15 protein-coding genes are annotated in these 16,885 nt (G+C 65.7%); 3 read left to right on the top strand and 12 right to left on the bottom strand.

From position 1 onward, the window contains the following. Window positions 1-307 precede the first annotated feature (307 nt). On the top strand, window positions 308-571 hold the full coding sequence (locus H5407_RS13660; protein WP_183105008.1) for an antitoxin VbhA family protein: 264 nt from the start codon (window positions 308-310) through the stop codon (window positions 569-571). Between the two features lie 169 nt (window positions 572-740). Here the strand turns inward: H5407_RS13660 and H5407_RS13655 are convergent, their stop codons facing one another. The 6 genes from H5407_RS13655 to H5407_RS13630 form a co-directional block, all read right to left on the bottom strand. After that, entirely contained in the window at window positions 741-1,163 is a 423-nt protein-coding gene (locus H5407_RS13655; RefSeq protein WP_183105007.1) for a hypothetical protein, read from the bottom strand. Between the two features lie 2 nt (window positions 1,164-1,165). Next, window positions 1,166-2,329, bottom strand: coding sequence for a hypothetical protein (locus tag H5407_RS13650; protein WP_183105006.1), 1,164 nt, complete (start codon window positions 2,327-2,329; stop codon window positions 1,166-1,168). A 158-nt stretch (window positions 2,330-2,487) separates the two neighbouring features. Further along, on the bottom strand, window positions 2,488-2,811 hold the full coding sequence (locus H5407_RS13645; RefSeq protein ID WP_183105005.1) for a hypothetical protein: 324 nt from the start codon (window positions 2,809-2,811) through the stop codon (window positions 2,488-2,490). A gap of 11 nt (window positions 2,812-2,822) precedes the next feature. Then, the gene (locus tag H5407_RS13640; RefSeq protein ID WP_183105004.1) at window positions 2,823-4,340 is read right to left on the bottom strand and encodes a hypothetical protein; all 1,518 of its coding nucleotides are present in this window, start codon (window positions 4,338-4,340) and stop codon (window positions 2,823-2,825) included. Next, complete coding sequence (locus H5407_RS13635) at window positions 4,337-6,220, bottom strand: LysM peptidoglycan-binding domain-containing protein (RefSeq protein WP_183105003.1); 1,884 nt, start codon at window positions 6,218-6,220, stop codon at window positions 4,337-4,339. Before H5407_RS13635 ends, H5407_RS13640 begins: the two co-directional genes overlap by 4 nt. A 155-nt stretch (window positions 6,221-6,375) precedes the next feature. Next, a complete protein-coding gene (locus tag H5407_RS13630) occupies window positions 6,376-6,570 on the bottom strand; it encodes a hypothetical protein (protein ID WP_183105002.1) in 195 nt (64 codons plus the stop codon). A 932-nt stretch (window positions 6,571-7,502) separates the two neighbouring features. Between H5407_RS13630 and H5407_RS13625 the strand changes: the two genes are divergently transcribed. Together H5407_RS13625 and nhaA are read left to right on the top strand one after the other, a co-directional pair. Further along, entirely contained in the window at window positions 7,503-7,727 is a 225-nt protein-coding gene (locus H5407_RS13625; RefSeq protein ID WP_183105001.1) for a hypothetical protein, read from the top strand. A 91-nt stretch (window positions 7,728-7,818) separates the two neighbouring features. Continuing rightward, window positions 7,819-9,165, top strand: coding sequence for a Na+/H+ antiporter NhaA (gene nhaA / locus H5407_RS13620; protein WP_220800612.1), 1,347 nt, complete (start codon window positions 7,819-7,821; stop codon window positions 9,163-9,165). 74 nt (window positions 9,166-9,239) lie between these two features. Here the strand turns inward: nhaA and H5407_RS13615 are convergent, their stop codons facing one another. The 6 genes from H5407_RS13615 to H5407_RS13590 form a co-directional block, all read right to left on the bottom strand. Next, on the bottom strand, window positions 9,240-9,806 hold the full coding sequence (locus H5407_RS13615; RefSeq protein WP_183105000.1) for a hypothetical protein: 567 nt from the start codon (window positions 9,804-9,806) through the stop codon (window positions 9,240-9,242). Window positions 9,807-9,810: 4 nt separating this feature from the next. Further along, window positions 9,811-10,179 (bottom strand): hypothetical protein, encoded by a 369-nt coding sequence (locus tag H5407_RS13610; RefSeq protein ID WP_183104999.1) that lies wholly within the window; start codon window positions 10,177-10,179, stop codon window positions 9,811-9,813. 158 nt (window positions 10,180-10,337) lie between these two features. Then, entirely contained in the window at window positions 10,338-12,665 is a 2,328-nt protein-coding gene (locus tag H5407_RS13605; protein WP_183104998.1) for a M14 family zinc carboxypeptidase, read from the bottom strand. Window positions 12,666-13,026: 361 nt separating this feature from the next. Then, a complete protein-coding gene (locus tag H5407_RS13600; RefSeq protein ID WP_183104997.1) occupies window positions 13,027-14,691 on the bottom strand; it encodes a formate--tetrahydrofolate ligase in 1,665 nt (554 codons plus the stop codon). A gap of 108 nt (window positions 14,692-14,799) precedes the next feature. Further along, window positions 14,800-15,918: an enoyl-CoA hydratase/isomerase family protein gene (locus H5407_RS13595; protein WP_183104996.1), complete on the bottom strand. Its 1,119-nt coding sequence runs from the start codon at window positions 15,916-15,918 to the stop codon at window positions 14,800-14,802. A 47-nt stretch (window positions 15,919-15,965) separates the two neighbouring features. Next, on the bottom strand, window positions 15,966-16,847 hold the full coding sequence (locus H5407_RS13590) for a DMT family transporter (protein WP_183104995.1): 882 nt from the start codon (window positions 16,845-16,847) through the stop codon (window positions 15,966-15,968). Window positions 16,848-16,885 lie beyond the last annotated feature (38 nt).

The raw sequence follows: 16,885 nt of genomic DNA, 5'->3' as shown, positions 1-16,885 counted from the left end.
GGAAAGCGCCGGGGTTGTGCTTAACGCGGTTTCTGCTTGCACAGCAGGGACTTACCAGCAACCGCCAGGTTGCGTGATGTGTGATCAGTTCCGGCCGGGGGCCGCGGGGGATCACCGCGATGCCGAACCGGGGGCTCAGGCCAGCTGTTTCATGGGGAACGGCCGGGGTTTTACGGCCCACCGCTTTGGGCCCGCAACACCGAACGAATGCCGAACGAACACCGAACAGTCACCGAACACCACCGAACAGGACCGAACACCAGGCCGGTGCGAGCGGCGATGCCAGGTGCCGATGGAGCCGAACCGCATGGAACACAAGCCCACCTCTGACGAGTCCGCAGCGCCGCGCCAGCGCACCGTGGCCGAGCGCCGCATGCGCCTGGAGCAGGCCCTGGCCAGCACCCGCATCGAGGGCCATCAGCCCAGCGCGGAGTTCCTGGCGGACATGCAGGCCATGGTCACCGGGCAGCTCGGCGCGGAGGAGGTGCGGCGGCGGATCATCGAGCGGGCGCGCGAGGCGGATCGGCGGGCAACAGCTGGCCTGAACCGGGGTCTCGGGGCGCAGCCCTGACCGTCTGCGACGGGCGCGCCAGCGACCCAGCGGACCAGGATGGATGTGCGCCGTGAGGCACACATCTGGCATCCTGCCCTGGACGATTCCTCCGCCTCTGCGATGATTCTGCAGCGATCCTGAGGGAAGCATGCGGCCATACGGTGGTGGTCCCTGGCCATCCGTATCGCTATAGGACGAATGGTTCTACAAGGGCATTTGCCAACTGGAATTGCTGCAGAACTGCCAATGCTCGTTCCGACACGACAAGCCGACCGTCCTTAACCACGCCGAAGTCGTCACTGCCGGCCCTTCCCACTGCCTCAAGCCTTACAAACTCAGGCAACACGACTCCCGCGCAGACTTCGCTAAATTGGTCTGACGTGGAGACCTCCACATCACCAAACTGCACCCCAGTCACAGCAGCCGCGATTAGCGCTTCCTTGGCAGCATGGGTAACAATGAAGCATGGGAAGCTCTCAACGAGGACATCGCCAAGCCAGCCATCAAACTGGTAGTGCAAGTGCATTACCTGGGGCGGATGCGAAGTTCGGTCCATGACGGTATTGGCGCCAAGACCTCCCGCCACCTCGGGCTCTAGGATGAAGTGCATTTTTAGTTTCCAGATTCAACGGGCGGACTGAACCGAGTCCCGTACTTGGCATCAATCTCAGTGGCTTTAGCAAGAAGCTGAGCCTGCGTCGCTGTCGGATTCTCGCGGTAGAACCGATTCCATTCACGTCGAATTTCACTGAGATGCAACTGCGAGTTCGTCTCCTTTGGAATCCCGCGGAGATTCTCCAGCGAGTGCATCTCAGCTGCGCTAACTACCCCTGGGTATCGCGTCAGAGCCTGTTGTTCCACCGCATGGTGCACCACCACCTTGCCATTCAGCTCGGGATACTCGGCAAAGAACGTTGCTCGGTAGTCATGTGAAGTCGCCCGACCAAACGTGGCACCTTGCCCATCGGCCAACTTGCCGAACTTGATGCCGATAGCACCAACTTGGCCGCGCCCCATCCCCGCGCCACGAACATCTGTAATGGTGAAGCCGTAGTCTCCCATCCCAGCTGCGCGCGCACCTGCGAAGTTCAGCCCCAGCCCCAGCCCCTCGCTCGTGGCACGCCGCAGGTCGCCATTCATGAGCGCAGTGGTCGCATTCCGTGCCCCTGTGTAGGAGTGATAGACCATGCCCGCCGGCGAGACGTTGAAGACATTCACCGCAGTGGACTTCACCCCATCCCATGTGCTGGCGCCTGACGCACCAAAGGTGCTGAGCGCGTTCAGAGGCTGGTAGTCGCCCGTCACTGACCCGTGCAAGTACTTCAGGCCTGCTTGGACGGTATCCGCCAACGGAAGCACCGTCATATTGGCCATGCCCAGAATGCCGTCGGCCACCAAGTCACCAGCGCCTCGTCCAATCGCGGCCAAGCTGGGGGGAACTTCAACCTCCATGGTCAGGGCTCGCGCCAAAGGTGAGAGCGGCTCCGCTGCAAAGCGTTGAAGTGGCGCGCTCGTATCGGACAAGGTTAGCAAGGTACGAACATCGCCAGCACCATCAGCGTAAAGGCCCGATGTTTCCATGGCGTCGGCGGCCAGGCGTTGCTGTCGAATGCTGTCCCCGATTGCGTTGATCTGGTTGATCCGGGCCTGCATGGTCAGCAGTTGGGTGTCCTGCGGAAGGCTGGCACCGCGGCTCAATCGGAGAACTGCATCTGACGAAGCCTGAGGACTCATGTCGAGGTAGGACTGCGCGCGCTGCCGGTTACCGGCTTCCATCGCCAGATCGCTCTCAACGTCCGACCCATTGCGATAGTCCCTCGCGGACCAAGGCCCATCGCCTTGTCGTCCGGGGCTTGCGAAGCTGTCCCCAATCGCACTCCCCAACTCGATGCTTCGGTCCAGTATTCGACGTATCTTCGTCGAAAGTTGCGAGGTTATCTACTCGACAATGGATGCTCCTTCAAATAGTTCTTCACATCGCCCAAGCACACGCCCCGGCAACCACCAGACACCCACTGCTCAAAATATTCTGGATATGCAGAAAACACGTGACCATCAACCTTCTTCATCTTTACGTCTTGGCCATATTTTGCAACGAATTTCAGGTGCTCAGTGGCCATTCTGAAAACATACACCTCGTCTATTGACGTTGGGATATTTTCCACAGATCCTGAATAGTACTTACTGTCCCCGTCCATCAGCAGCGCCACTTCCTCAGCCCTTCCGAAATCGACGAGTTCCCTTATCAGTTCTTCCAATACCTTTTCCATCATTGCCCCTTGATGCGATAAAAAACAGCCGGACGAGGATAGGCATCTTTCACGCTGGTCAGGTGGTTTTCGAAACCGAGGTCTCTGAGCGCCTTGCCCAAAGGCGTCGATTGAGCTGCACCGAATTCACTAAAGCCAGACGACAGTGAGTCCCTAAAAACGGCCAAGTTTGTCTCCGCAAACTCCGCTCCTATAGATTTAACATTATCTGGCCCAATGGCTTCAATGATGTTTGAAATCATTTCACGCCCGATATGCCGGCCAGGCTGCGCTGCCATTTTATCGATAAACAAGTGACCCGTCTCTTCATTGAACGTTGTGTAAATGAAGGATGTCGGATATGGTCGATTCGATATTTCCCCGCTGGGGCTGAAGCGTTCCTTCGTTATCAAATCCACCGTAGTGAGTGCATCAGTATGCTGGCGAACGCTAAGTTCAAACCCAAGACCAGATTTTGGTGCTGGTGTGAACGCCTTACCTGCGTCATCGACTAAAACGCCGCCAAATTGCGGATTGAGTGTCCTAGGCACAGCAAGGTTTTCCATACCTTGCGCCCACATGCCGGAGATGCGATTGCCCAATTGCGGCAGGGTATCACCCAGCACCGGCAGTCGGTTCAGGTAACCGACCGCCCAGGGCGCCACCTTGCCGATAGCCGCACCTGCTCCGACGCCAAACGCCGCCTCCTGCGGCGAACCTGGCAGAAGCATGTTCACATACGTATGCTTCATGCCCAGCACCATCAGCGCCCTGTCATCTCCCTTGAGTGCCGCGTCCCGCCCTTGGTCTTCCAGTTCCGTGAGAACAGCAGACTTGAAGTGCTGAGGGAAGGTCGCGGCTGCACCGACCTCCCGGGCTACGGGACTGACGACTCCATTCCAGATGGGCGCTGAGCCCGGCATCGTGAACAAGCCGTACTCGTCATAAACACCCGCGTAGTCAAGCCCGCCGCTTGCATCCGCTGACAGGGCTCGCGAATTGACCACGACCGGGGCCTGCGGAGTCCAGTGCCCCGTGCCGTCTACAGCCAAGTAGGTGGCGGGAAGTGCCGCGCTCGATGCAAACGCCTGCGGTGCAGCCAATGCGGCCATCCTGTCACCAAGCAGCATCCGGTCGAACTTCATGTCGTCCGCGCCGTACAGGTCAACCGCGCTGTAGCTCCGCGTCGTTTGGAAACCGTTGCTGGACCGGTAGTTCGCGAAATCACGAAGCCCCGCAGGGTCGTTCGCGCGCTCGCGAGCAGCTTTGTCCTGAGCAAAAGTGGGAGCGGGCTTCTGCGGCGAGCCGTACGCCAAGCTCTCACCCAGTGCACTCCCTAGGCTCGACATGAACACCGACTCATAAGCCCGACGATTGCCCCCTGAGAGCGCTGTGGCCGTCACGCCGGCCGCCAGGCCGCGGGTCAAGACACTGCCGAAGTCAGTCCCAGAACCTGCCACCGCCGAGCCCACGCCCGCACTGACCGCCGAGATCATCACGGTCTTCCAGCTCCAGTCGCCCCGCAGCGCCATGTTCACACCGCTGCCGATGGCCGCCCGGCCTGCGACCGCCCAGGGGTCGCCACCGCCGAGGACGCCGCCGGCCCCCCAAGCACGTTGCCGACTCCAGAGGTGATGGCCCCGCCCAATGCTGCTTGCCCCACCGCCCGCCAGCTGAAGCTGTCGATCTGACCGATGGCCAGGCCCACCGCCTGGCTGGCGATAGAGCCCACAGCCGCAGACGCCGCGCCAATGGCAATAGCCCCGCCTAAGCTAAGCCCAGTTCCCGCCAAAGTACTGACCCCGGCACTCATCGTGGCACCAAAGCCACCGCTCACACCCGCAGTCAGCGCCCCAGCCGTATACACCGTCACCGCCACCGCCACCACCACCATCAGCAGCATCCCCAGCCCACCGCAACCGCTGCTCTTGGGCGGCGGCGGCGTGGGCATGGTGGGATCGGTCTTGCCGATCGCCTCGCCGGCCTGGTAGGGGCGCCAGGTCTTGGCGTTGTTGTGGATGTTGGTGACCTTGTTGGGGATCACCAGCAGCTGGCCCGACTTCAGCGTGGCGCTGGCCGTCAGACCGTTGGCGTCGGCGATCAGGTACCACATCGCCGCGTCGCCCCACAGCGTCTGCGCGATCGAGGCCAGGGTCTCCGAGTCCCGCTGCACCGTGTACAGGCTGGCCGCGTGGCCCGGGTAGTTGTCGTTGATGGGCTCGTAGTTCTGATCGAAGTCCGCCGTCGAGCCGTAGACCGCATCGGTCACGAGCACAGGATGCCCCTTCCTGGAAGACTCCTCCTTGTCGAACTCTGCCTGGCGGATCAGCCTGCCGTACGTCCGCCCCTTCGCGTCGGGATCCTTGCGCCGTGCGTCCTTCAGCGCCAGCTGCTCCGCGTAGCTCACGCGCTGGATCTCGTCCGGCGTGTCCCCGACGTCACCGATGCGGTGCGAGTCCACGTAGTAGAAGTAGTGGTGGCTGACGTTCTGGCCCGAATCCGGCATGCGCGTACGCGACAGGATCAGCCCGTTGGCTGTCGTCACGAAGGTGCTGGTGACCTTGCTGACGGCATCGTTGGAGAACAGCAGATTGCCATTCACGTCGTAGCTCATCTGCGTGGTGCCAGTCCCAACGTCTGCATTCGCCTTCACGATCGTGTATTGCTTGGCGTCGTCCCAGTATTGGTAGGTGTAGGTGGTCGTCGTCTCCTTGCCTTCCGCCGGGCGCAGCACCGTCTTGGCCAGCGCTCCCTTGCCGGCCCCGCTCATCGAAGCCGTCTTCTCGTCGTAGGCATATCGGGCAGCCGACCCTGACACCGCCTCATAGTAGAGATAGCTCAGCGCATAGTTGCGTTTGCCATCCTTGTCATCAACGAAATTCTGGCTCAGCAGCCGATTGTCCAGGTCGTATTCAGACCGGGTGTGCTGGCCCGACACGGAGATTCCGGTGACAGTATCGATGTCATGCTGCACCACCGTGCGCCCCAGCGCATCCAGCTCCCGCGTGACCTTGAGCACCCCGTTGATGTTGGTCAGCTGCAGGTAGCCGTCGCCGCTGTACTTGTAGGTGTCGGTCGTGGCAGCGCCATTGAACACATACTGCGCACTGACACGTTGACTGTTCTTGTCATAGCCCAGCTTGATGCCGAACTCGCCGCTGATGATGTTCACCGAGCTGTCCGTCAGGCTCGTGCCCCGCTTGGCATCTGCGAAACGGTTGAGGTCCGTGCCTGCGACCGTGGTGTTGAGCTGGCCCTTGGAGACCACGAAGCGGTTCATCGCGTCGTAGGCGTACCAGTAGGTCTGGCGGTCCAGGCGGCCTCCTGTCGGTCCATCCCAGTAGTTAGCATCGATCATCCGCCGGTTGCCGACGGCATCGTACTCATAGCGGATGTTGTACCTGTCGATGTCATCCACCCGTTCGATGCGTTCAGCAGCAGGGCTTCAACGACATCGCCGCAGGCATGGGGCTGACACGCGGGAGGATTTCCCAGCTGCACAGGGCGGGCATCAAGGCACTGCTGATCCAGCTCCGTGCCCATGGGTTCAGCTCACAGGGCTGAACCACGGCGTCAGCGGGCTGGCGGGACCGTGCTCGCCTCGCCCAGCGCCGTCATCTGATCGAATGCCTCAGCAAGGAGCGGTGCACAGCCTTCATCCAGCTCAATCGCACGGCTGGTGCGTTCGACCAGGTCCCCGAAACCGGGATCAAGCTGCAGCGATTCACCCAGTTCCTGCAGCAATGCCGCCTCGACCAGCAGGCGCAAGGCCTTGGACGCTGACCAATCCGGCTGCAGCCGCGCCACCTTGAGACGCGCATGGAGTCGCTCTGCCGAGGAGGTCCTGGCGCTGCGGCCGCCAGCTTGTCGAAGGGGCTGTACACGGGGGCCCGGCAATGGACGTTTGCTGTCCGTTGCCCTGGCGCCGCTCAGCAGCTTCAGGGCGGCGGATAGGGAAGGGATCGGAGCGAGCGCCATCCGTCTAGCTTACTTGATCAGGGAGCTGCTGCTGGCGACCAGAGGCCCGCGAATTGCACCTGGCTGCCTTTCATCGAGGTAGGCCTGCACGCCACCCATCACCAGGCAGGTCCTCTGGCGGACAGCGAGCTTGCTCGTCATTGGCAACCGTGCCCATGGGAAAGGGCTGCGACTCATGCCGGCCCGCAGCAGCGACGAGCCGCCTGGCATCGGCGCCTGGCGAGCTATCGCGCACAGCGCCGCGCCTGCAGTGCGCAACAGGCCCGGCCGGCTGGGGGCGCCCCCGAGGCGGAACTTCGTAGCACGGCGCCACCAGACTGGGGACACAAACAAATAGGCGGCACACCGGCCCAAAGTAGAGTAAAACCAGCATCAGGCCTGATCGGCGAATCGCCTGCCCGCAGTCCAAGGACCTGCACCCGACGGCCCGCCCCCGGCGTCCATTCGCAAGGCTCGCCCAGGCCGAAGCAAGGCACGGGCGAGCACTTCAAGCGGGAACGCCTCTTGCTTCAGGCCCGGATGGCCAGCCCGCAAGATCCCTGCGGATTTCCCCAAGTCCCCGGCGCCCTCCCATGCGCCAGCGCTTGGACATCGCGCCGCCGCAAGGCTGCGTTCTCTCCACCCCCTTTCTGCGGCCGCCGCGGCCGAGGGCGAGCCGGCACACGGTCGGCAGGACGCCCCTCCGCCACGACCCAGGCCTGTTCACCTTGTCAGGAGACATCATGGTCGCCTTATCCAGTACTCGATCGCGTCTGAGCCTGCTCAGAAGCGCCCTCGCCAGCAGCATGGCGTCCCTGGACCGACGGCGGGCCGCTGACATCCCCAACGGCTACATCGACGACTACGTCGCGCTGAACTGGCTCCGATGGGACGGCGGACACCTGCGCCTGACCACGGTCGGCAGCAACATCCTGCAGCAGATCACGTTGCAGATGAAGGCGGAGTGAGGCTGGGCATGTCGGGGGCCGCTCAGGGCCCGCCTCGGCGTCGCCGGGATGAGTTCCGGCGGCGGCGCGCCCTCGACCAGGCCGCGGCCCCGTGATCGAGAAGGACCATCTCGGGCCGCACGCTGCCACCATAGGGCTTCCCAGGGAACTGATCGATCAGGTACGGCCCAGCTTCGCGCGGTTTCTTCGCATCGAGGCCGCTGGAGGCGTGGTCCTGCTGCTGTGCGCACTGGCCGCAGTCTTGCTGTCGAACTCAGCCTTCGCCCAGGCGCTGTCCGGCTTCTGGGACACGCGGCTCGGTTTGCGCCTGGGGGATCTCGAAACCGGGCGCTCGCTGAAGGCCTGGATCAATGACGGGCTGATGACGCTGTTCTTCTTCCTGGTGGCGCTGGAACTCAAGCGTGAGCTGGTGCTGGGTGAAATGCGCAAGCCGCGCATGGCGGCGCTGCCCATGGCTGCAGCACTGGGCGGCATGGTCGGGCCGGCTGCCGTTTTCCTGGCCCTGCAATGGGGATCGCCGTCACAGCGCGGATGGGGCATCGCCATGGCCACAGACACCGCCTTCGTCATCGCGTGCCTCGCCCTGCTGGGGCGCCGCGTGCCGCAAAGCCTGCGCGTCTTCATGCTGATGCTGGCCATCGTGGATGACGTTGGGGCCATCCTGATCGTAGCCATAGGCTATAGCAGCGGGATTGACTGGCACATGCTGACACTCGCGGCCCTGGGCGTGGCGCTGATTCGCTTCATGGCACGCATTGGCATCCGACAGTTCTCGCCCTATGTTCTGAGCGGGTGCGCCATCTGGCTGGCCATCGATGCATCCGGACTGCATGCGACGATCACCGGCGTGATCCTGGGCCTGATGACCCCGGCACGGCGCTGGGTCAGTGACACCCGGCTGTACGGCATCCTGCGTCAGGTCATCGCACACCCCACCGGGCGCGGGGGCAGTGGCAATACGCGCGATCGCAAGACATTGCTGATCGCGGAACTGGCCGCCCGCGAATCGCTATCGGCTGTCGAGCGGCTGGAGATGGCAATGCATCCCTGGGTGAGCTTTTGCGTGATGCCGCTCTTCGCCCTGGCCAATGCCGGGCTGCAGCTGTCCTGGGAACAGGCTCGCCAGCCGGTTGCCATGGCGGTGTTCCTGGGCTTTGTGGTGGGCAAGCCGGCAGGCATCGTGCTGTTCAGTTGGCTGGCCCTGCGCCTCGGCCTGGCGAGCCGCGCGCCCGAGCTGGGCTGGCGGACACTGGTGGGTGGCAGCTTTCTTGCCGGCATCGGCTTCACGATGGCCTTGCTGATTGCAGACCTCGGGCTGAGCGGCCCGCTCCTGGACAGCGCGAAGATGGGCATCTTCCTGGCCTCGCTGTGCTCTGCAGGCCTGGGTCTTACCCTGCTGCTGTGGACGTCAAGGCCCACAGGTCGTGCGCCCGGCTGAGCGACTCGCGAATCGGCCGGAGCCAGGCCCTCGGCCAGCAGCATGGACCTGGCGGCCGGAGACGCCGTGGCTTGTCAGCGGCTGGCGGCGGTGGCGGCCTGTGCAGCCACCGGCTCGCAGCGCATGCCCTGCCCCAGGCCGCTCAGATAGGCGCGGCGCGCCAGCCCGGCGGCGATGGCGGCCGTGACCTCACGGTTGTAGCGCTCGGCGCCGCTGAGCTTGCGGATCCAGCCGCGGAAGGGCAGCAGGCCTTCGGTGGCGCTGCGCAAGCCGCTCACGGCGGCATCGCCAAAGGCATCGCCGGCCTTGCCGAACCAGTCTTCCTCGCCAGGGGCGCGCGGGCTGTCCAGGTCCTGGCCCAGCACGGCGTTGAGTCCCTGCAGCTGCGCCGCCAGTGCGGGGCAGTCCGCCGGGCGCGCATAGGGCGCCTGGCGGGCGGTGAGCAGCACCTCGGGGATCTTGGCGCGCACCAGGTTCAGGTCATTGAGTGGCGACGCAGCGGCCTCGGCCAGGCGGTCGCCCGTGTCTGCCTTCTGGCCCGGGGTATGGACGGTCTGCACGGCACAGGCCGACAGGCCTGCCAGCAATACGAGGGAGGCCAGCCACGGCCGCGAGTTCTTGAGGCGAAGGACTTGGGTCATGGCCCTACTGTATGACAGCCCAGGCCTCCGCCCAGCGGTCCAGGTCCGGTGGGCACTGCTTCTTGTTGCCGAAGACGATGGCCTTGCCGCGCCCGCGCGGGGACTTCATGCCCTCTGCCCGGCTCGCCGGCATCACGAAGACCATGGGATAGGCCCGTGCTTCCTCGAAGCGCTTGTAGTTGAGCAGCACGTAGAAACGCTGGCTCATCTCGCCTTCGGGCTCTTCGTTGACCAGCCAGCGGCCGTTGTCCGGCACGCCGCGAACCACCACCTCCAGCTGCCGCCCGGCGGGCGTCTTGACCAGCAGCTCCACGCCGCCAAAGCCCCCGAGCGTGGGCACCACCTGGTGGCCCAGGCGCATGAGCTGGCTCATCACAAAAAATTCTGCCGCGCGGCTCACCGCGCGCTCTTTACTGCTCCGGGACAAACAACACTCCTGCTGACGAGAATCACACCCCCGCCACGGGGGCGGGGGCGCGATTGTGCAGCAAGTTCAAGCTGCAATTGCGTGCAGCAGGCCGGCAGGGAGGCTCAGGGCGTATAGCTCAGGCTCAGCTGGGCACCGCTGTAGCTGCTGTAGCCGTAGACACCGATATAGAGCCAGCCGGCAGCCGGATTGCTCAACGTGCAGGTCTCGGCATTGGTGCTGCCCTGCTTGCGGCAGTTGTAGCTGCTGCTGGTGGGCTTGGCACCTGCGCGCGTGAAGAGGTCGAGGTCGCCGCTGCCGCCGCTGGTCGCCACGGTCAGGGAGGTGGTGCCAGCCGGCACCGCCACCTTCCAATAGCGCCAGCTGCCCGTCGCACCGGACAGGCCGGTCAAGACCTGACCCTTGGTGAGCACGGGCACGCCATCATCGCTGAGCTGGACCAGCTTGCTGGTGCTGGCGCTGAGTCCTTCGTTGTCGGTGACGGTCAGCTGCACCGTGTAGCTGCCTGCGGCGGGGTAAGTGTGGCTGACCGGCGTCCCGCTGCCATTGCTGCCGTCGCCGAAGCTCCACTGGCGGCTGGCGATGCTGCCGTCGTCGCTGCTGCCGTCGGTGAACTGCACAGCGAGGCCATTGACGCTGTAGTCGAAGGCCGCGACGGGCGGCTGCCCACCACCGCTGCCGCCGATGTCCAGGAAGACCGCACTGAAGGCGCCCCAGTTGCCCGCGGCATCACGGCCTCGCACAAAGACCAGGTGACGGCCGCTGCTCATGCCTGTGGTGTTCAGCGTGCCGCGCACGGCCTCCGCGCTGCTGTTGAAGCTGCCATCGACCGCAGCCAGCGGCACGGCCTGCGCCCCGGCCTGCCAGGGCGGCACATCGAGGTAGGCCTCGGCCGCGGCGATGGTCTGCGTGGGCTCAGTACCGTTGCTCTGGTTGTAGCGGGTGTCGTCCACCCGCGCGTCCAGGGTCACCGGCGTACCGGCCGTCACACGGCCGGCCGACAGCGCCAGTTGGGTGACGTCCGGCCCCGCCGGCGTCTGGTAGGGCGTGCGTACCACCTTGGCGGCGTAGAACAACGCCGGCATATTGCCCGGCAACAGGGTGTTGGTGTAGTAGCTGCACTGCTCAAAAAAGGCCGTGCCCAGCTCGAAGGTGAAGGCGGCCACCCCCAGCTCGCCGTAGCTGGGGCCGTCGCTGGTGCCGTCGGTCTCGTACAGGTCCAGGGACCGCTCGGGCGTGTGGCCATTCCAGTAGGCAAACTTGCGGCCCAGGGTGGCCAGCTGCGCGTCATTGCCCGCCACGGACCCGTTCGTACCCCAAGGCCACAGCAGCAGGCGGCCATGACTGTGGATGTCCAGGTGGATGCCACTGGTGTCCAGCGGGGCCGGGTCGCTGCGATTGGGACCGCGGCGGTCGCTCCACAGGGAGCGGACGTAGGCCTCCACCGCGCGGGTCTCGGGCTCAGAAGCGGCGCTGGCGCCGCGGTAGGTTTCGTTGCAGGCATTGCCGCTGGACCCGGAGCCGCCCGTGCTGTTCCAGCCGAAACCGAAGTTGCGGTTGAGGTCAGCGCCCCTGCTGTTGCTGGTCGCACCGCAGTAGGCGGTGTTGGTGTTCTTGCGCCACAGCAGGCCGGTCTCTGCCTTCTTGCGCCCATCCGGGTTGGTGGCCAGCAGCAGGTGGATCTCGTGGTGATCGAGGATCCAGGTGGCATCGGCATCGACACCGTAGCCGTTGACCAGGCGCCGCGCGAACTCCAGCACCAGAGGCGTGGTCGCGTACTCGCGGGCATGGATGCCCGCGTTGACGAAGAGCCGTGGCTTCGGGCCGGCCACCGCGCTGTTGCTGAGCTTGAGCACCCGCAGGTCATAGCCGCCGGTGCCCCGGCTCTTCTCCCAGGAATCGCCGATGTCGATCCAGCTGGCCAGCTGCGGCTTGGCGCTGACCATGCCCTGCGCCTCTGTGAAGACCTCCTCCACCGTGGGATAGCAGCTGTAGTTGGGAATGCCCGCCAGCGTCTGGCGCTGCCCCGCGGCCAAGGCCTGGCGGCGCCGCTCGCCGGACTCCATGCGGGCCTGCTCGCGCTGCTGCGTCAGCCAGTGCGGATCGGGCTCCAAACGAAAGCCCAGGGCACGCAGCTCCCGGGCCTCCTCGGCATTGACCTGCACGATCACGTAGCCCAGTTCATAGGGCGACGCCAGCGTCTCGAAGCGGCTGTGGGCGATGGCCCGGGCCTTGCGCACATCGCTGAAGTAGGCGCGCATGGTCTGCCGGGCGGCGGACTCTCGCCCCGGGATCAGCGTGGGCTCGGCGGACTGTGCCTGGGCAGGCACGATACCGCCGAGGGCCAGGGCCCCGAGCGCGGCGACGAGGGCACCGACGATTGGGCGCCGGACACGCCACGCGGATTGAAACTGACTGCCTTGCTGCTTCATCTCGATCTCCTGAGATAAGGCAGGTAGCAAGACCTGGCACGTCCGACCCCACCCGGGACAGCAGCGGTGCCGGCCGCGGGGACCTGCGGCCTGCAGTGGGACGGCCTCGCAGCCATGCGGGCGCGCCCCGGTTTGCACGGAGCAGGCAGGCCCGCCTGGCGGACCTGGTCCTGCCTCACACCGAGAGATCCCCCGCTCCGACAGCCTATGCCGGAGCATCCTTGCCTTGTTGTTCTTCAGGCCTGCCGTGAACGGCGCAGGTGGCGCGGCATCAGCTCCGCCGGGCCCCTGCAGTATCGGCAGGCCATCCGCCGCAGGGCTCCGTGCCTTCCCGCAGCACCCCGGCCGCGGGTGTGTCGCATCAGAACAGTCCGTGGATGCGACCACCATCGTCGAGGCCGATACGCTCGGCCGCTGGGGACTTGGGCAGGCCCGGCATGGTCATGATGTCGCCGCAGATGGCGGTGACGAACTCGGCGCCCGCATGCAGGCGCAGCTCGCGCACGCGCAGGCGATGGCCTTGCGGCGCGCCCAGGCGCTTGGCATCGCTGCTGAAGGAGTACTGCGTCTTGGCAATGCAGACCGGCAGGTGGCCATGGCCCAGGGCCGTGATCTCCTCCAGCTGCCTGAAGGCGGTCGGCTCGAAGTCGATGTCCTCGGCGCCGTAGATGCGCGTGGCCACGGCCTGCAGCTTGTGCGCCAGGCCGTCCGCATCCTGATACAGCAGGCCCAGGGCCGGGGCTTCGCCCTGGCAGGCCTGAACCACGGCCCGCGCCAGTTCCTCGGCGCCCGCCCCGCCCTGCGCCCAGTGGCTGGCCAGCACGCAGCGCACGCCCAGGCGTTCGCAGGCCGCCTTCACGAGAGCGATCTCCTCGGGCGTGTCGCTGTCGAAGCGGTTGATGGAGACGATGGCCGGCAGCCGGTAGTGCTGCTGCACGTTGTGCACATGGCGCTCCAGGTTGGGCAGACCCAGGCGCAGGGCCTCCAGGCCGTCCGCCGCGCCCTGCCCATGATGCTTCAGCGCACGGATGGTGGCCACGACCACGGCGCAGGAGGGCCGCAAGCCGGACTTGCGGCACTTGATGTCGATGAACTTCTCGGCGCCCAGGTCGGCGCCGAAGCCCGCCTCGGTGACCACGTAGTCGGCCAGGCGCAGGGCCGTGCGCGTGGCCATCACGGAATTGCAGCCGTGGGCGATGTTGGCGAAGGGCCCGCCGTGCACGAAGGCCGGATTGCCTTCCAGGGTCTGGACCAGATTGGGCTGGATGGCATCCCTCAACAGGGCCGCCATGGCGCCATCGGCCTGCAGCTCGCGGGCGGTGACGGGCTTCTTGTCCGTGGTGTAGCCGACGATGATCTGGCCCAGCCGGCGCTTCAGGTCGGCCAGCGAATCGGCCAGGCACAGGATGGCCATGACCTCGGAGGCCACGACGATGTCGAAGCCGTCCTCGCGCGGATAGCCATTGCCCGGGCCGCCCAGGCTCGCGGTGATGAGACGCAGGGCCCGGTCGTTCATGTCCACCACACGGCGCCAGCTGATGCGGCGCACGTCCAGCCCGAGCACATTGCCGTGGTGGATGTGGTTGTCGACCATCGCGGCCAGCAGGTTGTTGGCCAGGGCGATGGCATGGAAGTCGCCGGTGAAGTGGAGGTTGATGTCCTCCATGGGCACCACCTGCGCATGGCCGCCACCGGCCGCTCCGCCCTTCATGCCGAAGCAGGGCCCCAGCGAGGGCTCGCGCAGGCAGATGATGGTGTTGGCGCCGATGCGGTTGAGCCCGTCGCCCAAACCCACCGTGGTGGTGGTCTTGCCCTCCCCCGGCGGCGTGGGCGTGATGGCGGTGACCAGCACCAGCTTGCCGCGCTGGGGCAGCTTCTCGAGCCGGCGAAGGGCGGCGAGGCTCAGCTTGGCCTTGTAATGGCCATAGGGCACGAGCTCGTCCTCGGCCAGGCCCAGATGCTCCTGTGCAAGGGGAAGGATCTTGCGCAGCGTGGCGGCCTGGGCAATCTCGATGTCGGTGGGCATGCAGCGCTCCTGATGGGATCGACGGGCGCCAAAGACAAAGGCGCGTCAGGGCCGGTGGGCCCTGCGCGCCATTGTGGTGCCTGCACCCGGAGGGCGGCAAGGGTCAGGTCATGACAGATCGCTCAGGGGATGAGCCTGCGCTGCCCAGGGGCTCTGGAAAAAGGCAGCCACCATCTCGGGGGTCACGTCCTCGATGCGAGCCGGGTTCCAGCGCGGGGCGTGATCCTTGTCGATGGCCAGGGCGCGGATGCCCTCCACTGTCTCGCTGGCACTGCCCGGCCGCAGGTGGAAGCAGCGGTGGACCAGGTCGCGCTCCATGCGAAGGTCGTCCGCCAGGCTCATCTGGCGGGCGCGGCGCACCTGTTCCAGGGTCACCGCCATCATCAGCGGCGAGCGCTTTTGCAGCGTGGCCAGGGCATGGCGCGCCCATTCGCTGTCATCGCCGGCCAGTGAGGCCATGATGGCCTGCACGCTGGCGGCGCCGAAGTGGCGGTCGATCTGGCGGCGCAGCTCGCGGTGGTCGGGCGTCGGGGCCAGGTCCACGCGCTCCATCACTGTGGCCACCACATGCTCGGCGCTGGTCTGCAGGCCTTGGCGCAGAGCCTGGATCAGCTCGGGCAGCACGCTGCTCTTGACGTAGACATCGCCCAGCCCCATCTCGATGGCATCGCCCGCGGCGATGGGCTGGCCGGTCAGCGCCAGCCATTCGCCGGTGAATCCCGGGCACTGGCCGAGGAAGAAACCGCCGCCGACGTCAGGGAAGAGGCCGATATTGGTCTCGGGCATGGCCAGCTTGGAGTGCTCGGTCAGCACGCGCAGGCGGGCGCCCTGGCTGATGCCCATGCCGCCGCCCATCACCACGCCATCCATCAGGGCAATATAGGGCTTGGGGAAGCGGTGGATCAGGTGATTGAGCGCGTATTCCTCGGTGAAGAAGTCCTCCAGGGCGGAGTCCCCGGCCAGCGCGGCCTGGTGGAAGAAGCGGATGTCCCCGCCGGCGCAGAAAGCCGCCGGCTTGCCCTCGCGGCCCTGGCCCAGGACAACCACGGCCTGGATGCCGGGCTCGGCGGCCCAGGCCTTCAGCAGCGTGGTCAGGTCGCGGATCATGGCCAGCGAGAGCGCATTGAGCGCCTGCGGGCGGTTCAGCGTGATCAGGCCCAGGCAGCCATTCACCTCGGCCAGGATCTGGCCCTCGGACTGCAATTGCGGGATCAGGGGGGACGTCATGACTACTCCGTTTTATTGTTCAGGGCGCGTGGCCTTCAGCAGGCTCCTCAACGCACGCGCCGCCAGCCCAGCCATTCATTGCCGACCAGCGCGGCCAGCACCATAGCACCACCCCAGAGGGCGGAGGAAGACGGGACTTCCCCCGCGCCCCACCACGCCCACAGCACGCCGAAGATCACCTCCAGCAGTCCCAGCAGGGCCACCTCGGGGGCCGGCAGCACGCGGGTGAGCCGCACGACCAGCAGGCAGGGAATGGCCAGCTGCGTCAGGCCCAGGCCGGCCAACAGGGTCAGGTCATGCCCGGTGGCCGCAAAGGGCCAGGCCATGGGCAGGGTCATCAGCGCGGACAGCAGTGCGCCGATCAACACGGCCGGCAGCATGTCCGGCTTCTCCTGTGCGTGATCGCTGTGGGCGATGCGCTGCAGCAAGGTCCAGTTGGTGGCTGCCGCCAGGGGCACGGCCAGGGCCACGCCCATGCCGGCAAGGCTGGCCGCGCTGCCCTGTATCTCGTGGCCGAACATCCAGGCGATGCCCGCGCTGCCCAGCACGATGGCCACCCAGGTGCGCAGCGGCAGACGGTGGTGCAGAAAGAGCCGCGAGAACAGCGCCGTCAGCAATGGGCCCAGGGCCATGGTGACCAGCACATTGGCCACGGTGGTCATGGTGATGGCCATCATGAAGGCCGTGAACATCACCGACCAGCACAGCCCCGAGATCCACACCGCCCGCGGCATGCGCGGCAGTTGCCGCCAGAAGGCTGCTCCGCGCATCCAGCTCAGCGCCACGACCAGCGACAGCGCGTTGAACGCACTGCGCCAGAACGTCACCTCGAAGCCCCGGGCGACCTCCAGATGCCGCGACACCACCCCTGCCGTGCTCCACAGCAAGGTCACCAGAATCATCAACAGTACCGCTCGACGATGCTTCATGACGACAAAGCGGCCCCACCGGGGCCGCTCTCAACGAT

The organism is Mitsuaria sp. WAJ17 (assembly GCF_014174515.1).
Classification (GTDB): Bacteria; Pseudomonadota; Gammaproteobacteria; order Burkholderiales; family Burkholderiaceae_C; genus Roseateles_B.
This window is presented reverse-complemented; position numbering and strand designations above follow the sequence as displayed.